General features: G+C 68.0%; 11 protein-coding genes. 7 read left to right on the top strand and 4 right to left on the bottom strand.

What is annotated here, in order from left to right:
* The first annotated feature begins 68 nt into the window (after window positions 1–68).
* The 4 genes from rpsO (at window position 69) to BW971_RS05735 (ending at window position 7,109) form a co-directional block, all read left to right on the top strand.
* Entirely contained in the window at window positions 69–338 is a 270-nt protein-coding gene (gene rpsO / locus BW971_RS05720; RefSeq protein WP_076477540.1) for a 30S ribosomal protein S15, read from the top strand.
* A 465-nt stretch (window positions 339–803) separates the two neighbouring features.
* Window positions 804–3,077 (top strand): polyribonucleotide nucleotidyltransferase, encoded by a 2,274-nt coding sequence (locus BW971_RS05725; RefSeq protein WP_076477542.1) that lies wholly within the window; start codon window positions 804–806, stop codon window positions 3,075–3,077.
* A complete protein-coding gene (locus BW971_RS05730; protein WP_076477544.1) occupies window positions 3,074–4,426 on the top strand; it encodes a M16 family metallopeptidase in 1,353 nt (450 codons plus the stop codon). Before BW971_RS05725 ends, BW971_RS05730 begins: the two co-directional genes overlap by 4 nt.
* A 148-nt stretch (window positions 4,427–4,574) precedes the next feature.
* A complete protein-coding gene (locus BW971_RS05735; RefSeq protein WP_076477547.1) occupies window positions 4,575–7,109 on the top strand; it encodes an alpha/beta fold hydrolase in 2,535 nt (844 codons plus the stop codon).
* Between the two features lie 78 nt (window positions 7,110–7,187).
* Here BW971_RS05735 and BW971_RS05740 read toward each other — a convergent pair whose 3' ends face one another.
* Window positions 7,188–8,663, bottom strand: coding sequence for an amino acid permease (locus BW971_RS05740; RefSeq protein WP_076478151.1), 1,476 nt, complete (start codon window positions 8,661–8,663; stop codon window positions 7,188–7,190).
* Window positions 8,664–8,871: 208 nt separating this feature from the next.
* On the opposite strand from BW971_RS05740, the gene BW971_RS05745 reads away from it, so the two are divergent.
* On the top strand, window positions 8,872–10,692 hold the full coding sequence (locus BW971_RS05745) for a putative nucleotidyltransferase substrate binding domain-containing protein (protein ID WP_234974287.1): 1,821 nt from the start codon (window positions 8,872–8,874) through the stop codon (window positions 10,690–10,692).
* Window positions 10,693–10,780: 88 nt separating this feature from the next.
* Here BW971_RS05745 and ald read toward each other — a convergent pair whose 3' ends face one another.
* Window positions 10,781–11,890 carry an alanine dehydrogenase gene (ald, locus tag BW971_RS05750; RefSeq protein WP_076478155.1) on the bottom strand — a complete coding sequence of 370 codons (1,110 nt, stop codon included), beginning with the start codon at window positions 11,888–11,890 and terminating at the stop codon, window positions 10,781–10,783.
* Between the two features lie 139 nt (window positions 11,891–12,029).
* Between ald and BW971_RS05755 the strand changes: the two genes are divergently transcribed.
* Window positions 12,030–12,515, top strand: a complete 486-nt coding sequence (locus BW971_RS05755) for an Lrp/AsnC family transcriptional regulator (RefSeq protein ID WP_076477549.1) — start codon at window positions 12,030–12,032, stop codon at window positions 12,513–12,515.
* Between the two features lie 54 nt (window positions 12,516–12,569).
* On the opposite strand, the gene BW971_RS05760 is transcribed toward BW971_RS05755, so the two are convergent.
* Both BW971_RS05760 and BW971_RS05765 read right to left on the bottom strand, forming a co-directional pair.
* Window positions 12,570–13,769 (bottom strand): NAD(P)/FAD-dependent oxidoreductase, encoded by a 1,200-nt coding sequence (locus BW971_RS05760; protein WP_083709334.1) that lies wholly within the window; start codon window positions 13,767–13,769, stop codon window positions 12,570–12,572.
* Window positions 13,766–14,182 (bottom strand): bifunctional 3-phenylpropionate/cinnamic acid dioxygenase ferredoxin subunit, encoded by a 417-nt coding sequence (locus BW971_RS05765; RefSeq protein WP_076477551.1) that lies wholly within the window; start codon window positions 14,180–14,182, stop codon window positions 13,766–13,768. Before BW971_RS05765 ends, BW971_RS05760 begins: the two co-directional genes overlap by 4 nt.
* 167 nt (window positions 14,183–14,349) lie before the next feature.
* Here BW971_RS05765 and BW971_RS05770 point away from each other — a divergent pair, with 167 nt between their 5' ends.
* Window positions 14,350–15,150, top strand: a complete 801-nt coding sequence (locus BW971_RS05770; protein ID WP_076478159.1) for an IclR family transcriptional regulator — start codon at window positions 14,350–14,352, stop codon at window positions 15,148–15,150.
* Window positions 15,151–15,207 lie beyond the last annotated feature (57 nt).

Below are 15,207 nucleotides of genomic sequence, written 5' to 3' on the forward strand. Positions count from 1 at the left end.
CGGCGGCCATATCCCCGGCCTGTGGGCCACGTGTGAGAACGCGGCACTGAGAAATTGGGAGTACCACCATGGCGTTGACCGCCGAGCAGAAGAAGACCATCCTGACCGAATACGGTCTGCACGAGAGCGACACCGGCTCACCGGAAGCTCAGGTCGCGTTGCTGACGAAGCGCATCACCGACCTCACCGAGCACCTCAAGGAGCACAAGCACGATCACCACAGCCGTCGCGGGCTGTTGCTGTTGGTCGGACGTCGCCGTCGGTTGCTCAAGTACGTCGCCAAGGTGGACGTGCAGCGCTACCGTTCGCTGATCGAGCGCCTGGGCCTGCGCCGCTGACCTCCTGCGTCGCTGATTCGCAGCCGGCCGTTCGCCGGCCGCCATCGATTCTCGTCTCGCCCCCGATGTCACCCGACATCGGGGGCGAGGTGTGTCGGTGCCCGCTGCTCGACGGGTGTCGACGGTGTGGGACCTGACCGGGGTCAGGGGCGCTCGGTGCTATCCTTCGAGCGAACCTCGTGCCAGGTACTGCGAGCGTGAACGCGGAGATCTCGACGCGCGACGCCTGTGCGGTCCTCGGTAGTGGCGGCCGGAGTGCTGTGTGTGAACACGCATCTCCGACCGCTTCGATCGAAGGCCGTAGACATGGCAGCGGAGTCGATTTCTCCGGGCGACCTCATCACCGCCGGGCCCCGACAACCGGGTGCCGGACCTTCCCTCGCAGTCCGCCGACGGGTTCCCGGTGGCGACCCACGCCGCCGGACACGAGCATGCCCTCCTGCAGGGCGCTGAGAGGAACCATAAGTGTCCGATACCGACACCGACTTGTACGACGACTCCATCACCGAGGCCACCGCCGTGATCGACAACGGCAGCTTCGGCACCCGCACCATCCGTTTCGAGACCGGTCGGCTGGCCCAGCAGGCCGCCGGTTCGGTCACCGCCTATCTCGACGACGAGACCATGCTGCTCTCGACCACCGCGGCGTCGAAGCATCCGAAGGAGCATTTCGACTTCTTCCCGCTGACCGTCGACGTGGAGGAGCGGATGTACGCCGCGGGCCGCATCCCCGGATCCTTCTTCCGACGCGAGGGCCGTCCGAGCACCGACGCGATCCTCACCTGCCGTCTCATCGACCGCCCGCTGCGCCCGTCCTTCGTCGACGGTCTGCGCAACGAGATCCAGGTCGTGGTGACGGTGCTGAGCCTCAACCCACAGGACCTGTACGACGTGGTCGCCATCAACGCCGCCTCGGCGTCCACCCAGATCGCCGGTCTGCCGTTCTCCGGCCCCGTCGGTGGTGTGCGCGTCGCGTTGATCCCGACGGCGGAGAACAAGGCGGGCCAGTGGGTCGCCTTCCCGACCGTCGAGCAGCTCGAGGACGCCGTCTTCGACATGGTCGTCGCCGGTCGCGTCGTCGCCGGTGAGGGTGATACCGCGGACGTGGCCATCATGATGGTCGAGGCCGAGGCCACCGACAACGTCATCGAGATCATCGACGGTGGGGCACAGGCGCCCACCGAGGCGATCGTCGCCGAGGGCCTCGAGGCCGCCAAGCCGTTCATCGCCCGCCTCTGCGAGGCGCAGAAGTCCCTGGCCGCCGCGTCGGCCAAGGAAACCGGGGAGTTCCCGCTGTTCCCGGCGTACTCCGACGACGTCTACGCCGCCGTCGCCGATGCGGCCACCGATCGGTTGGCGAAGGTGCTGACCATCGCGGGCAAGGCCGAGCGCGACGACGCCACCGACGACCTCAAGGCCGACATCCTCGACTCGCTCGGTGAACGATTCGAGGGTCGGGAGAAGGAGATCGGCGCCGCGTACCGGTCGCTGACCAAGAAGTTGGTCCGCCAGCGCATCCTCGCCGATCACTTCCGCATCGACGGCCGCGGCATCACCGACATCCGTGCGCTCTCGGCGGAGGTCGGGGTGATCCCGCGCGCTCACGGCAGTGCCCTGTTCGAGCGTGGAGAGACCCAGATCCTGGGCGTCACCACCCTCGACATGGTGAAGATGGCCCAACAGGTCGACTCGCTCGGCCCGGAGACGTCCAAGCGCTACATGCACCACTACAACTTCCCGCCGTACTCGACCGGTGAGACCGGCCGCGTGGGTTCGCCCAAGCGTCGCGAGATCGGTCACGGGGCGCTCGCGGAGCGGGCCCTGATCCCCGTGCTGCCGAGTGTGGAGGAGTTCCCCTACGCCATCCGTCAGGTCTCCGAGGCGCTCAGCTCCAACGGATCCACCTCGATGGGCTCGGTGTGCGCGTCGACGCTGGGTCTGCTCAACGCCGGCGTGCCGCTGAAGTCCCCGGTCGCGGGTATCGCGATGGGTCTGGTCTCCGACGAGGTCGACGGTCAGGCGCGCTACGTCGCCCTGACCGACATCCTCGGTGCCGAGGACGCCTTCGGTGACATGGACTTCAAGGTCGCGGGCACCAAGGACTTCGTCACCGCCCTCCAGCTCGACACCAAGCTCGACGGCATCCCCTCGCAGGTGCTGGCGGCCGCGCTGAGCCAGGCCAAGGACGCGCGCCTGACCATCCTCGACGTCATGGCCGAGGCCATCGACGAACCGGATGAGATGAGTCCGTTCGCGCCGCGTGTCACCACCGTCAAGGTGCCGGTCGACAAGATCGGCGAGGTGATCGGGCCCAAGGGCAAGACGATCAACAGCATCACCGAGGAGACCGGCGCCAACATCTCCATCGAGGACGACGGCACCGTCTTCGTCGGTGCCACCGACGGTCCCTCTGCGCAGGCGGCCATCGACCGCATCAACGCGATCGCCAACCCGCAACTGCCCAAGGTCGGCGAGCGTTTCCTGGGTACCGTGGTCAAGACCACGGCGTTCGGCGCGTTCGTCTCGCTGCTCCCGGGTCGCGACGGCCTGGTCCACATCTCCAAGCTGGGCAAGGGCAAGCGCATCAACAAGGTCGAGGACGTGGTGAACGTCGGGTCCAAGCTGCGCGTCGAGATCGCCGACATCGACGATCGCGGCAAGATCAGCCTGGTCCCGGTGGACGACGACGCCGAGAAGGCCGACGCGGATCCCGCCGTCGTCGGTGCCGCGACCGAGTGACACCGCGACCCACGGGTCGCACCTCCCGCTCGCCGGCGCCCGCGGTCATCACCGCGGGCGCCGGCGAGCGGGTACGCAAGACCGTTCTGAGCAACGGGATCCGCGTCGTCACCGAGTACATCCCGGGTGTCCGGTCGGCCTCGGTGGGGTTGTGGGTGGGAATCGGCTCGCGCGACGAGAAGCCATCGGTGGCCGGTGCCGCACACTTCCTGGAGCACCTGCTGTTCAAGGCCACCCCCACCCGCGACGCAGCATCCATCGCCGAGCAGATGGACGCCATCGGCGGCGAGTTGAACGCCTTCACCTCCAAGGAACACACCTGCTTCTACGCGCATGTGCTCGACGATCACCTCGAGCAGGCGGTGGATGTGGTCTGCGATGTGGTGTTGCGCGGTCGGTGCCGTCGCGCCGACGTGGATCTCGAACGCGACGTGGTGCTCGAGGAGATCGCAATGCGCGACGACGATCCCGAGGACCTGCTGGCCGACGAGTTCATGACCGCGATGTTCGGCGATCAGCCCATCGGGCGTCCGGTCATCGGGTCCGCGGAGTCGATATCCGCGATGACCCGCGAACAACTGCACTCGTTCCACACCCGTCGGTACACCCCCGACCGGATGGTGCTGGCCGTCGCGGGCAACGTCGACCACGCCGCGGTGGTCGCGCAGGCCCGCAGATCCACCGGATCCGGCCGGGGTGTCGTCACGACACCGTCGCGCCCGGTCGTCGCGCGCCGGCCGGCGGGCGGTGTCACCACCGAGGCGAACCTGCGGCTGACCCATCGGGAGACCGAACAGGCCCACCTGCTGCTCGGCATGCCCACGCCCGGCCGCGGTTCGCCCGACCGGTGGGCGTTGTCGTTGCTCAACGTTGCCGTTGGCGGCGGACTCAGTTCCCGGCTCTACCAGGAGATCCGCGAGGAACGGGGATTGGCGTACTCGGTGTACTCCACGGTGGACACGTTCAGCGACGTGGGTACGTTCTCGGTCTACGCGGGCTGTTCCCCGGACAGCCTCGGGGAGGTGGTCGGGATCATCCGCCGCATCCTCGAACAGGTCGCCGTCGACGGCATCACCGACGCGGAGGTGGATCGGGCCAAGGGCGCGTTGCGCGGCGGAATGGTGCTCGGGCTGGAGGACTCCCAGTCCCGCATGCACCGGCTCGGTGGCAACGAACTCGCCGATCGCCGGCGTCGGTCGCTGGCCGACACCCTGGACCGGATCGATCGGGTGACCCCGGCCCAGTTGCGCAGGGTGGCGGCGCGGGTCCTCGATCAACCTGCGGCGACGGCCGTCGTCGGTCCGTTCCGATCGGTTCGACGCCTACCCGCGGAGGTGAGACGCCGCTGAGTGACTGCGCGTCGGGAGAGTCATCGGTAACATCGTCGGACGGGCAAGCGACGTACAAGTGACCGATCGACGTCGGCACGGCGTGTGATCCGGGTGGGGACCCGGTCGTCGAGCCGTCGACAACGTTTCCGTGGGGGGAACTCTGAAGATGACGGGTGGAACTCTGTTGTGGGCGGGCCGCGAGGCGCTCGCCGTGGACCGCTCGACGGGGAGCTTCGTACCCCGCCCGAACACCGTGGGCTGGCTCCTGTCGCAAGCCGCCCGACAGCGTCCCGACGCGCTCGCGGTCGTGACGTCCACCGGGTCGGTGACCTACCGTCAGCTGGTCGACGGAGCCGTCGACGTCGCCCGTCACCTCGGCGATCGGCATTCGCTCGCCCCCGTACCCGTGCACCAGGACGGCGGCACGGCCGCGATCACCACCGCACTGGGAGCCCTGATCGCCGGACGGCCGTTGGTGCTGGTCGACCCGGGGCTGCCGGACCAACGGGTGGACACCATGCTGCGTCTGGCGGAAGCGGAGTCGATGACCCGAACGGCGTACGCCGGTGCGGTGCGCGACGTCCGTGCCGACGATCTGGCCCTCATCGGATTCACCTCAGGGTCGACCGGAGCTCCCAAGGGAGTCTTGCTGAGCCAGTCGGCCTGTGTGGCCAAGGCCACGGACGTGGTGTCAGGTCAGGGACTGTGCGCCGACGACGTGCTCGCCAACCTGCTGCCGCTCGGATTCGGCGCCGGTATCACCACGCTGTTGGCCGGACTGGCGTGCGGGGCGACGGTCCTGTGTATCGATCCCCGCGACACCGCGGCCGCGACGCTGTTGTCGACCCTGCGTCGTCGACGCGCCACCACCGTGCAGGCCTCGGCCGCCTTGGTCCGCGCGCTGGGCAACGCGGCGTCCGGCGGCGCCTCGCCGGTCCCCACGCTGCGTCAGATCACGCTGTACGGCGAGGCTCCGTTCGGCGCCGACATGATGCGCGCCCGGGAGGCGCTGGCCCCCGCGGCGACCCTGGTCAACTGGTATGCCACCACCGAGGCAGGTGTGGTGGCCATGGCGACGTTCCCTCCGGGTGTCCCGATTACCGATGGTCGGCTGCCCGCGGGTGGGCCGGTCGCCGGCCGGCGCTTGCGCATCTGTGACGAGGGCGGACGCCGGGTTCCGGACGGAACGGTCGGCGAGGTCGTCGTATGTGGAAGTGGATTCGCCGATGGCTATCTGCATCTCGCATCGGACCGGTTCGCCCCGGACGGTACCTGGTACCGCACCGGTGACCGCGGGTTCCGTGACGCGCGCGGGGTACTGCACCTCGTCGGTCGGGTCGACGACGCGGTGAAGATCCGCGGTTATCTGGTCGAGCCCGGTGACGTGGCCGCCGCCCTGCGGGGCATCGCCGTGGTGTCGGAGGCCGCCGTCGTCGCGAGGTACGAGCAGGGGCGCACGGAACTGGTGGGGTATGTGGCCGGGCCCACGGTGCCGAAGACACTCGGCGATGACGAGATCAGGACCGCTTTGCGCGCCCAGCTGCCCGAATGGATGGTGCCGCGTCATCTGGTCCTGATGACCGAGCTGCCCCGCAACGAGCGGGGCAAGGTCGACCGCTCCGCCCTGCCCGCGCCGCGCGCCCAGACGCCGGCGCGCCGTCGCGCGCACCGGGGCGATCTCGTCGACGTCGCTGTGGCCCTCGCCGTCGCAGAAGCATTGCGTCGCGACGACATCACCGACGATCAGGATCTGGTGGCGCTCGGCGCGGATTCGTTGGCGCTGACCACCATCATCAGCACACTGCGCGCCCGCCTGCACGTCGACATCGACCTCGCGACGTTCGGCGCGACACCCACCGTCACGACCCTCACTGCGACGGTCCGCGACGCGCTGGACAACAGTGTCCGCACCCGGTCGATGCACCCGGTGTTGGTACCACTGCGCACGTCGGGGACGGGGACACCTCTGTTCTACGTGGTCGGAGCCGGAGCGCCGGCGGTGTCGGCGATGGCGTTGGTCCGCCACCTCCCCGCCGACCGCCCGGTCTATGCGTTGCAGGCCCACGGGTTGGAGTCGCGGGGCAGGCCGGATCGGACGATTCGTGACATGGCCGACCGCTACCTCGACCTGCTCGGTGAGGTGCAACCGGACGGTGGCTATCTGCTGGCGGGACATTCGATGGGTGGGGTGGTGGCCCTGGAGATGGCCGCGCAGCTCGCCGACCGTGGCCGAACCGCGAAGCTGGTGGTCGCGGTGGACGCGATGCTCAGTGAGCGCATGGTCGACTCGCTGCCGGTGACCACGGGGGCGGATCACGTCACGGACGACGAGCGGGTGCCCGATGCGGAGTCGGAGCGTTTCGTCCCCGACATCACCCTCTCGGCGTGGAGTCTGGCGACGATCGTGGTGAAGCAGTTGGTGGCCGGAAGGGTGCAGTTCGAGCCGCTGACCCAATGGATGATCTTCTACAACCGTGGTCTCCGGATGTTGCGACGTCACCGCATCCGTCGGCTGTCCGATGTGCCGGTGGTGCTGGTCAGATCGCGTGGGAACCGGCAGCCGGCGATGTGGTGGCGCGCGATCACCACTGGTCCGGTCACCGAGACCGTGGTAGACGGTGAGCACAACGACCTCGTTCGGGACCCACACGTCGCCCAGGTCGCCGCGGTGATCACGGGCGCCGTCTCGGACGTCGACTGACCGCGCGACCGTCCACGAACGCCGAAGCGGGGTCGACCACGTGGTCGACCCCGCTCCCGGAGCACGAGTGTCAGCGCGTCACTGGGGCATCGTCCAGGCCGGACCCAGCTTTCCGCCGGTGTGGCTGCTGACGTTGCCGCGAATGGCATACCAACCCCCCACCATCACCACGGCGATGAGGGGTACGCCGACCACCACCACATAGAAGTCGACCTTGTCGTCACTGAGCCAACCGGAGATCGCCAACGCGACGATGACACCGACCAGGAACACCAAACCGATGATGGAGGTGTACGGATAACCCGGTGCCTGGAAGGGACTCTTGGGGATCACTCCGCGATTGACCAGCTGACGTAGACGTAACTGACAGGCGAAGATCGTGCCCCAGGTGAACACGATGCCCAGCGACGACGCCTCCAGGGCGATGTCGAACGCCTTTCCGGGCGCGACGACGTTCAGGACGACGCCGAGGACGTAGACGATGGACGTGATGCCGATACCGGCCCACGGCACCCCGTGGCTGCTCATCTTGGTCATGAACTGCGGCGCCTGCTTGGACATGCCCAGGCTCCGCAGGACACGGCCCGTGGAGTACAGGCCGGAATTCAGGCTGGACATCGCGGCCACGATCAGCACGGCGTTGATGACGTCACCCATCCACCCGAAACCGAGGCGGCCGAAGACCGTCACGAAGGGGCTCTCACCGCTGGTGAAGTTCGACGTGGGCAGCATGCAGACCAGCAGCAGGATCGACCCGCAGTAGAAGACCGCGATACGGAAGACCACCGCGTTGACCGCCTTGGGCACCTCTTCTTTGGCGTTGGTCATCTCGCCGGCGGCGACGCCGACCATCTCGATCGCGGAGTAGGCGAAGACCACGCCGCTCATGACCAGAATGGGTCCGTACCAGTTGTAGGGATCAGCAGTGGGCCAGAACCCACCCTCGTTGTTCCAGAGGTTGGAGAACCCGGCCTGATGACTGCCGACGTGGACCGTGCCCAAGACCACCACCAGCCCGACGATCAGGAACAGCACGATGGCGCCGACCTTGAGTGCCGAGGCCCAGAACTCGAACTCACCGAAAGCCTTGGCCGACATCAGGTTGACCACCAACACCACCACCAGCGCGATCAGCGCGCTGGCCCAGGTCGGCATGTCGGGGAGCCATTTGGTGATGTAGACACCGACGGCGGACAACTCGGCGATGCCGGTCAGCGCCCAGTTGAGCCAGTACATCCACCCGGTGACGTAGGCGGCCTTCTCGCCGAAGAACTCCCGCATGTAGGACACGAACGCACCGCTGGTGGAGCGATGTAGTACCAGCTCGCCGAGTGCCCGCATGAGGAAAAACGCCATCAGGCCGGCGAAGGCGTAGCTGAACAGCAGTGCCGGGCCCACCGAGTGCAGACGTGAGGCCGAGCCCAGGAACAGTCCGGTTCCGATCGCACCGCCGATCGCGATCATCTGGACCTGGCGGCTACCCAGAGACTGTTTGTAACCGACCTGTTCGGCATCGAGGCCGCTGGGGCCTGTCGTCTGTGTCTCTGATGACATCGGCATCCTCCTGCTCGTGACGCAACACTCCCGCGAAGCGCGATGAGCGTGAATGATTCCCGAACGATGTTTCATCGATATGAACAAAGCGGACAACGATGTTTCGGGTTCGTCTGTGGGTGACTCTGGACGAATACTGCCCGATCCCGACGCATTCGGTGGCATTAACGCGATCCGAGTGTCGTGGGAGAATGACCCGGTGCCCGATCTGGCCGTATTGCTGGCAGACCATCCGCCGTTCGACGCTCTCTCCGAGAGGGAGCTCGACCGGCTCCTCGCTCGTGCCGAGGTGGTCGACGTCCCCTCCGGTGCAGAGATCTTCAACGGTTTCACCACGCCCGCCGACGACCTCCGAGTCGTGCTGTCCGGTCAGGTGGAGTTGTGGAACACCCAGGGATACGCACCCGAGGGTCCGGACGAGACGCTGGGACCGGGCGGGGTCTTCGGCTACTCGTCACTGCTGACCGGGTCGATGAACGGTCCGCTGGCCATCGCCGTCGGTCCCGTCCGGATCTGTCGGATCCCGGGAGGTACCGCGCGATCGTTGTTCTCGGCTCCCAGCGGTGCGGAGTTCCTGGCCAAGCAGCTGGCGGTGCCGCGGCGTAGGTCGCCCTCCAATGCCGGTCACGGCACGGTCGACGAGTTGATCCACTCGGCACCGGTGGTCGGCGACTCCGCGATGACCGTGCAGCAGGCGGCATCGATGATGACCGACCGGAAGCAGGATCATGTGGTCATCCCCGCGGGCGACGGTACCTTCGGGGTTCTCACCGACGCCGACATCCGGTCGCGGGTGGTCGCCGCGGGACGCGATCCGTTCACTCCGGCGCGTGAGGTGATGACCCACCCCGCGGTGACCGTCTATCAGCGCACACCGGCGTCGGAGGCGTTGACCGAGATCCTCGAGCACGGTCTGAGTTGTGTACCCGTGTTGGATCCCGCGGGGCAGTTGCGCGGGGTGGTGGGGCCCTCGGACTTCATCGCCGCACCGGCGGGTCCGAGCATGTCGCTGCGTCGTCTCGTCGACCGCGCCCGTACCGTCGAGGACCTCAAACAGCAGGCCCGCCGGATGCCGTATCTCGTCGACGATCTGGTCCGTCGCGGGCAACCCTCCTACGAGGTGACCACCGTGCTGTCCTTGGTCAACGATGCCGTGGTGCGCCGAGCGTTGGAACTGGTCCTGGACCGTCACCCGGAGCTGGATGGCTCGGAGCTCACGTGGCTGTCGTTGGGCAGCAACGCCCGTCGTGAACCGGTGCTGAGCTCCGACATCGATTCGGCTGTGTCCTTCGACGATTCGGTCGACGACGACCGCATCGCCCTCTACCGCGGGGCGTTTCGGCAGGTCGACGATGTTCTACGCGGATGCGGACTGGCCATTGATGTGAACGGGGCCATCGCCTCGATGCCGTTGTTCGCGCGCACCCACTCCCAGTGGCGGGCCGCGGCCCAGCAGTGGCTGAACGCACCGCTGGACGACAAGGGCATGATCTTCACGTCGTTGCTGCTCGACGGCCGGCCGATCTGGGGTGATCGGGGACTGACCGCGGTGGGTGAGGTGTTCTCGGATCTGCGCTCGCACAGCGGGACTCTGCGACTGCTGCTCGCCGAGACGTTGACCAGCAAGGCGAGGCTGCGCTCGATGCGTGACGTGCTGGCCCGCCGCGGTGGCACCTTCGACATCAAAGCGCATGCGCTGGCCCCGCTCGTCAACATCGCGCGCTGGGCGGCGCTGAGCGTGGAGTCCACCGAACTCGACACCCGGAGTCGGTTGATGGCGGGTGCGGGCAGCCCGATGTTGACCGAAGACAACGCCACCACACTGGTGGAGGTCTTCGACGTGCTGCAGAAGCTGCGCATCACCTATCAGGTCGCTCAGCACGAGCGCGGTGAGAAACCCACCGACGTACTGAGCATGCGGCGGTTGTCCCCGCTCGACCGGAGCCTGGTGGCCCAGGCGGTGCGGGAGATCGCCGGAGTGCAACGTCGGATGGCCAATCTCTCGCAGTACGCCCCGGTCGGGGACTGACGCGGTTGTTGCCGCGACACTTCTCGCTTCCTGCGACGCGTGATCTCTGTCGCGGGAGGCGAGAAGTGCCGCGCGAGGCCGATCCCGCTCAGACGAGCGGCGACTCGGCGAGCGGGATGTCCAGCGCCTCGGCGACGTGGTCGGACAGCAGACCGCCTGCGTGGGTGCTGAGGCCGGCCGCGAGGCTGGCGTCCCGGCGGCAGGCCTCCGCCCACCCCAGTTCGGCCAGTCGCAGCACGTAGGGCAGTGTCGCGCCGGTGAGCGCCATCGTCGATGTCCGGGCGACGGTGCCGGGCATGTTGGCCACGCAGTAGAACACGGTGTCGTGCACGCTGAAGGTCGGGTCATCGTGGGTGGTGGGTCGCGAGTCCTCGAAGCAGCCACCCTGGTCGATCGCGATGTCGACCAGCACCGCGCCCGGCTTCATCTGTGCGACGAGACCGTTGGGCACGAGCACCGGAGCTTTGGCGCCGGGGACCAGCACCGCACCGATCACCAGGTCGGCCTCCTTGACGGCCTCGGACAACGCCAGTGACGTGCTGTAACGGGTGTGTACTCGGCCGTGGAAGCGGGCGTCGATGGCTCGCAGCTTGCCGATGTCCAAGTCGAAGACGGTCACCTGGGCGCCCATCCCCACCGCGATGGTCGCGGCGTTCACCCCACTGACGCCACCACCGATGATCACCACGTCGGCCGGGGGCGTGCCGGGTACGCCGCCCATCAGCACGCCGCGCCCACCCATGGACCGCATCAGGTGGTACGCACCCACCTGGGGCGCGAGTCGTCCGGCGACCTCGCTCATCGGCGCCAACAGCGGCAGTGTCCCGTCGGGGGCCTGCACGGTCTCGTAGGCGATCGCGGTGGTGCCCGAGGAGAGCAGCGCATCGGTGCACGGACGACTCGCCGCGAGATGCAGATAGGTGAAGATGGTCTGCTCGGCCCGCATCAGCGCGTACTCGGCGGCGATGGGCTCTTTGACCTTGAGCAACAGGTCGGCCTGCTCCCACACCGCTGCGGCGGTCCCCAGGATCTGTGCGCCTGCCTCCTTGAAGTCCACATCGGCAATGGCCGAGCCGACCCCGGCGCCCGCCTCGATCACCACCTCGTGGCCGCGGCGGGTCAGTTCTGCGACACCCGCGGGAGTCACCGCCACCCGGTACTCGTTGTTCTTGATCTCGGTGGGGATGCCGACGCGCATGAGGTGCTCCTTGGACGATCGGAATGTGCAGCGGATGGTCCAAGGATGAAGGATCATCGGTAGACACACAATCAATGTGTAGATTGTTCTGAAACATCGCAATTATAGCGAACGAAAGTCAAGCAGAAGGAGCAGGTCGATGGTCACGCCGAATGATCTTCGGGCCGCCGCGCCGGAGTTGGACACCACCGATCGGGCGCTGCTGCGCGTCCTGCGGTCCGACGCCCGGATGGCCAACAACGCCATCGCCGAGAAGGTGGGGATCGCGCCATCGACCTGTCACACCCGTATCCGCCGCCTGCTCGATCTGGGGGTGATCCGGGGGTTCTTTGCCGATGTCGACCCCACCGCGGTCGGTAAGCCGTTGCGGGCGATGGTCGCGGTCAGCCTGCAGTCGGACGCACGCGGGCGTATCCGGCACTTCGCAGGCGAGATCGGCCGCAGCGCCGACGTCATCGACGTGTTCTTCCTCGCGGGCACCGACGACTACATGCTGCATGTGGCGACCGCGGACACCGAGAGCCTCCGGGTGTTCGTGGAGATGCTGAACTCTCGGCCCGAGGTCGCCGGTACCACCACGTCCCTGGTGTTCGAGCATCTCCGCGGTGGGGCGCCGCTGTTCTGAGGCGGTGCACCGAGCCGGCTGTCGGAGGAATCCCGGTGACTGGGTCCACGGGGGTTAGACGGCCAGGGCGGAGGTGGCCAGCCGGGCGTCCATCCGTTTGCGGATGCGGGTGAAACCGCGGGCGGCGTCCACCCCGATGGCGGCCACCGGGTCGTCCGGGTCTCCATAGACGGCCAGGTACTCCGAGCCGGTGTCGAGCGGGGTGTGGAGTGCGCCCGTGACCACCGTCGGCGCCTGCCCGGCGGGGACGCTGCCACACACCTGGATCCGGTGACCGTGCTGGTCGCTCCAGAAGTACACGGCACGACGACGGGGCGGAGTCGATCCCAGGATCGCTGCGGCCGCGCGTCGGCCGTGTTCCACGGCGGCACTCCAGTGTTCGTGACGGTGATGCCATCCGGTCAGCGGGTCGAACACCCGCGCACAGTCGCCGACCGCGTACACCCGGGGCATCGAGGTCGCACAGTTCTCGTCGGTGACGAAGCCGTCGTCGATGGCCAGACCCGACGACGCGGCCCATTCGGTCTCCGGCCGAGCCCCGATCCCGATGACGACCGTGTCGGCGGCGAGCACCGTGCCGTCGGCGAGGGTCACCGACCGGACCCGGCCCTCCCCGTCGGGGTTCAGGGTGGACACCGCGGTGCCGGTCAACACGGTGATGCCGTGGGCGCGATGCACATCCAGAGTCCACTGAGCCACGTCGGGGCCGAGGGCCGAGGCGCCGGGAGCCTGGGACGCCTCGACGATGGTCACCGATGCACCGAGCGCGGCCGCAGTCGCGCCGACCTCGGCGCCGATGAAACCCGCACCGATCACCACCACCCGCCGCGATGTCACCAGCGACGCCCGGAGCTCGCTCGCGTCCTGCAGTGTGCGCAGCGTGTACACCCCGGCCAGGTGATCGCCGATCAGACCTCGCGCCCGGGCGCCGGTGGCGACCACCACCGAGTTCGCGGACACCGGTGCACCGTCGTCGAGATCTATGCGATACGCGGCCTCCACCGCCGTGATGCCGATGGCCCGGGTGTCGGTACGCCACCGCAGTCCGGCGACCTCCTCGCTGGACAACAGCGCATGATCATCGACCGATATCGCCCGGTGCAACGCCTCTTTCGACAACGGTGGGCGGTCGTACGGATGATGGGGTTCCGCTCCGATCACCGTGATCGGTCCGGTGACACCCGCCGCGAGCAGATCCCGTGCTGCGGTGGCCCCCGCCAGCCCGGCACCGACGATCGCGACCGAGCCGATCATGCGGCGTCGACGTCGCGTGCGTGGGTGATCTCGACGTAGACCGCGCCCTCGACCACCCGCACCGCGTGGGTCACGACCGGGCGGCTCGCCGGCGGGCCCGACGGCACACCGGTGCGCAGGTCGAAACACGCCTCGTGCAGGGGGCACTCCACGGTGCAGTCCTCCACCCAGCCGTCGGCCAACGAGGCGTCCTGGTGGGTGCACGTGTCGTCGATGGCGAAGAAGCCCTCATCGGTGCGGAACACCGCGATGGGCGCCGCGCCCGGGGGATTGATCCGCAGCGCCTCCCCGAACTGCACCGAGTCCGTCGTCCCGGCGTAGACGAGGGTGCTGCTCGTGGCCTGCTCGCTCGTCTGGTCGACATTCGACGCATCGGTGGACCGGGCCGGAGCGAGGGAGGGAGTCTCGGACATGATCGAACCTCGGGATTCTTGCGGAGTGTATTTGTTGCGACCATTGCAACCGGATGCGTACTACGCAACACACTGACAAAACCCGACGCGTCCGTCAAGCCCGCCGCGCCGGCGTTGCGCAGGGTGCACCTGCGCCGATGCGACAGCCGCCCATAGGGTGGGTGACCATGGCACCAGGCGACGGCGGAGTTGCGGGCGGGGACACCGGGTCCAAGGGCGCGTCGATCCAATCGGTCGACCGGGCCCTCGAGGTGCTCGAACTGTTGGCCCGACTCGGTGAGGGCGGTGTGTCGGAGATCGCCGAACGCATCGGTGTGCACAAGTCGACGATCTCCCGGCTGATATCGGTGCTGGAGAGTCGCGGCTACGTCGAGCAGGTCAGTGACCGGGGCAAGTACCGCCTCGGGTTCACCATCATCCGACTCGCCGGATCCACCATGGCGTCCCGTGACCTGGCCCGGGAGAGCAAGGACGTCGGCGAGGCGTTGGCCGCCGAATGTGGTGAGACGGTCAACCTCGCGGTGCTCGACGGGGACCGCGCCGTCAACATCACCCAGGCCGCGGGTTCCGCCGGAATAGCGTTGCGCACGTGGGTCGGGCAGAACTCGCCCGCGCACGCCACGTCGAGTGGCAAGTCCCTTCTCTCCGGACTGTCGGACGAACGGTTGACCGTGGTGCTGCCGGAGCGGCTGGAAGGGTTCACCGCGACGACGATCGTCGAGCGGTCGACCCTGCTCGCGCAACTTCAGCAGGTCCGGTCGTCGGGGTGGTCGAGCGTACGAGACGAACTCGAGGACGGGTTGACCGCCCTGGCTGCCCCGGTGCGTGACCACACCAACGCCGTGGTCGCGGCGCTGAGCATCTCCGGGCCGAGTTTCCGTCTCGGTCCCGAGGCGGTCGAGGGGCTCGCCGATCGCGTCCGCGTGGCGGCGGCCGAGATCAGCACGCGCCTGGGTCACGCGGGCTGAGCCCGCGCCGCGCCGCCGCATCGCTTGACACCGGTCGGAGGTGGGCGCAGCATTTGT

Origin of the sequence: Williamsia sterculiae (assembly GCF_900156495.1) — a bacterium.
Lineage (GTDB): Bacteria > Actinomycetota > Actinomycetes > Mycobacteriales > Mycobacteriaceae > Williamsia_B > Williamsia_B sterculiae.

Coding starts and splice junctions, on each gene's coding strand:
- rpsO (WP_076477540.1), top strand. CDS start 69: ATGGCGTTGACCGCCGAGCAGAAGAAGACCATCCTGACCGAATACGGT.
- BW971_RS05735 (WP_076477547.1), top strand. CDS start 4,575: ATGACGGGTGGAACTCTGTTGTGGGCGGGCCGCGAGGCGCTCGCCGTG.
- BW971_RS05740 (WP_076478151.1), bottom strand. CDS start 8,663: ATGTCATCAGAGACACAGACGACAGGCCCCAGCGGCCTCGATGCCGAA.
- ald (WP_076478155.1), bottom strand. CDS start 11,890: ATGCGCGTCGGCATCCCCACCGAGATCAAGAACAACGAGTACCGGGTG.
- BW971_RS05755 (WP_076477549.1), top strand. CDS start 12,030: ATGGTCACGCCGAATGATCTTCGGGCCGCCGCGCCGGAGTTGGACACC.
- BW971_RS05760 (WP_083709334.1), bottom strand. CDS start 13,769: ATGATCGGCTCGGTCGCGATCGTCGGTGCCGGGCTGGCGGGGGCCACC.
- BW971_RS05765 (WP_076477551.1), bottom strand. CDS start 14,182: ATGTCCGAGACTCCCTCCCTCGCTCCGGCCCGGTCCACCGATGCGTCG.
- BW971_RS05770 (WP_076478159.1), top strand. CDS start 14,350: ATGGCACCAGGCGACGGCGGAGTTGCGGGCGGGGACACCGGGTCCAAG.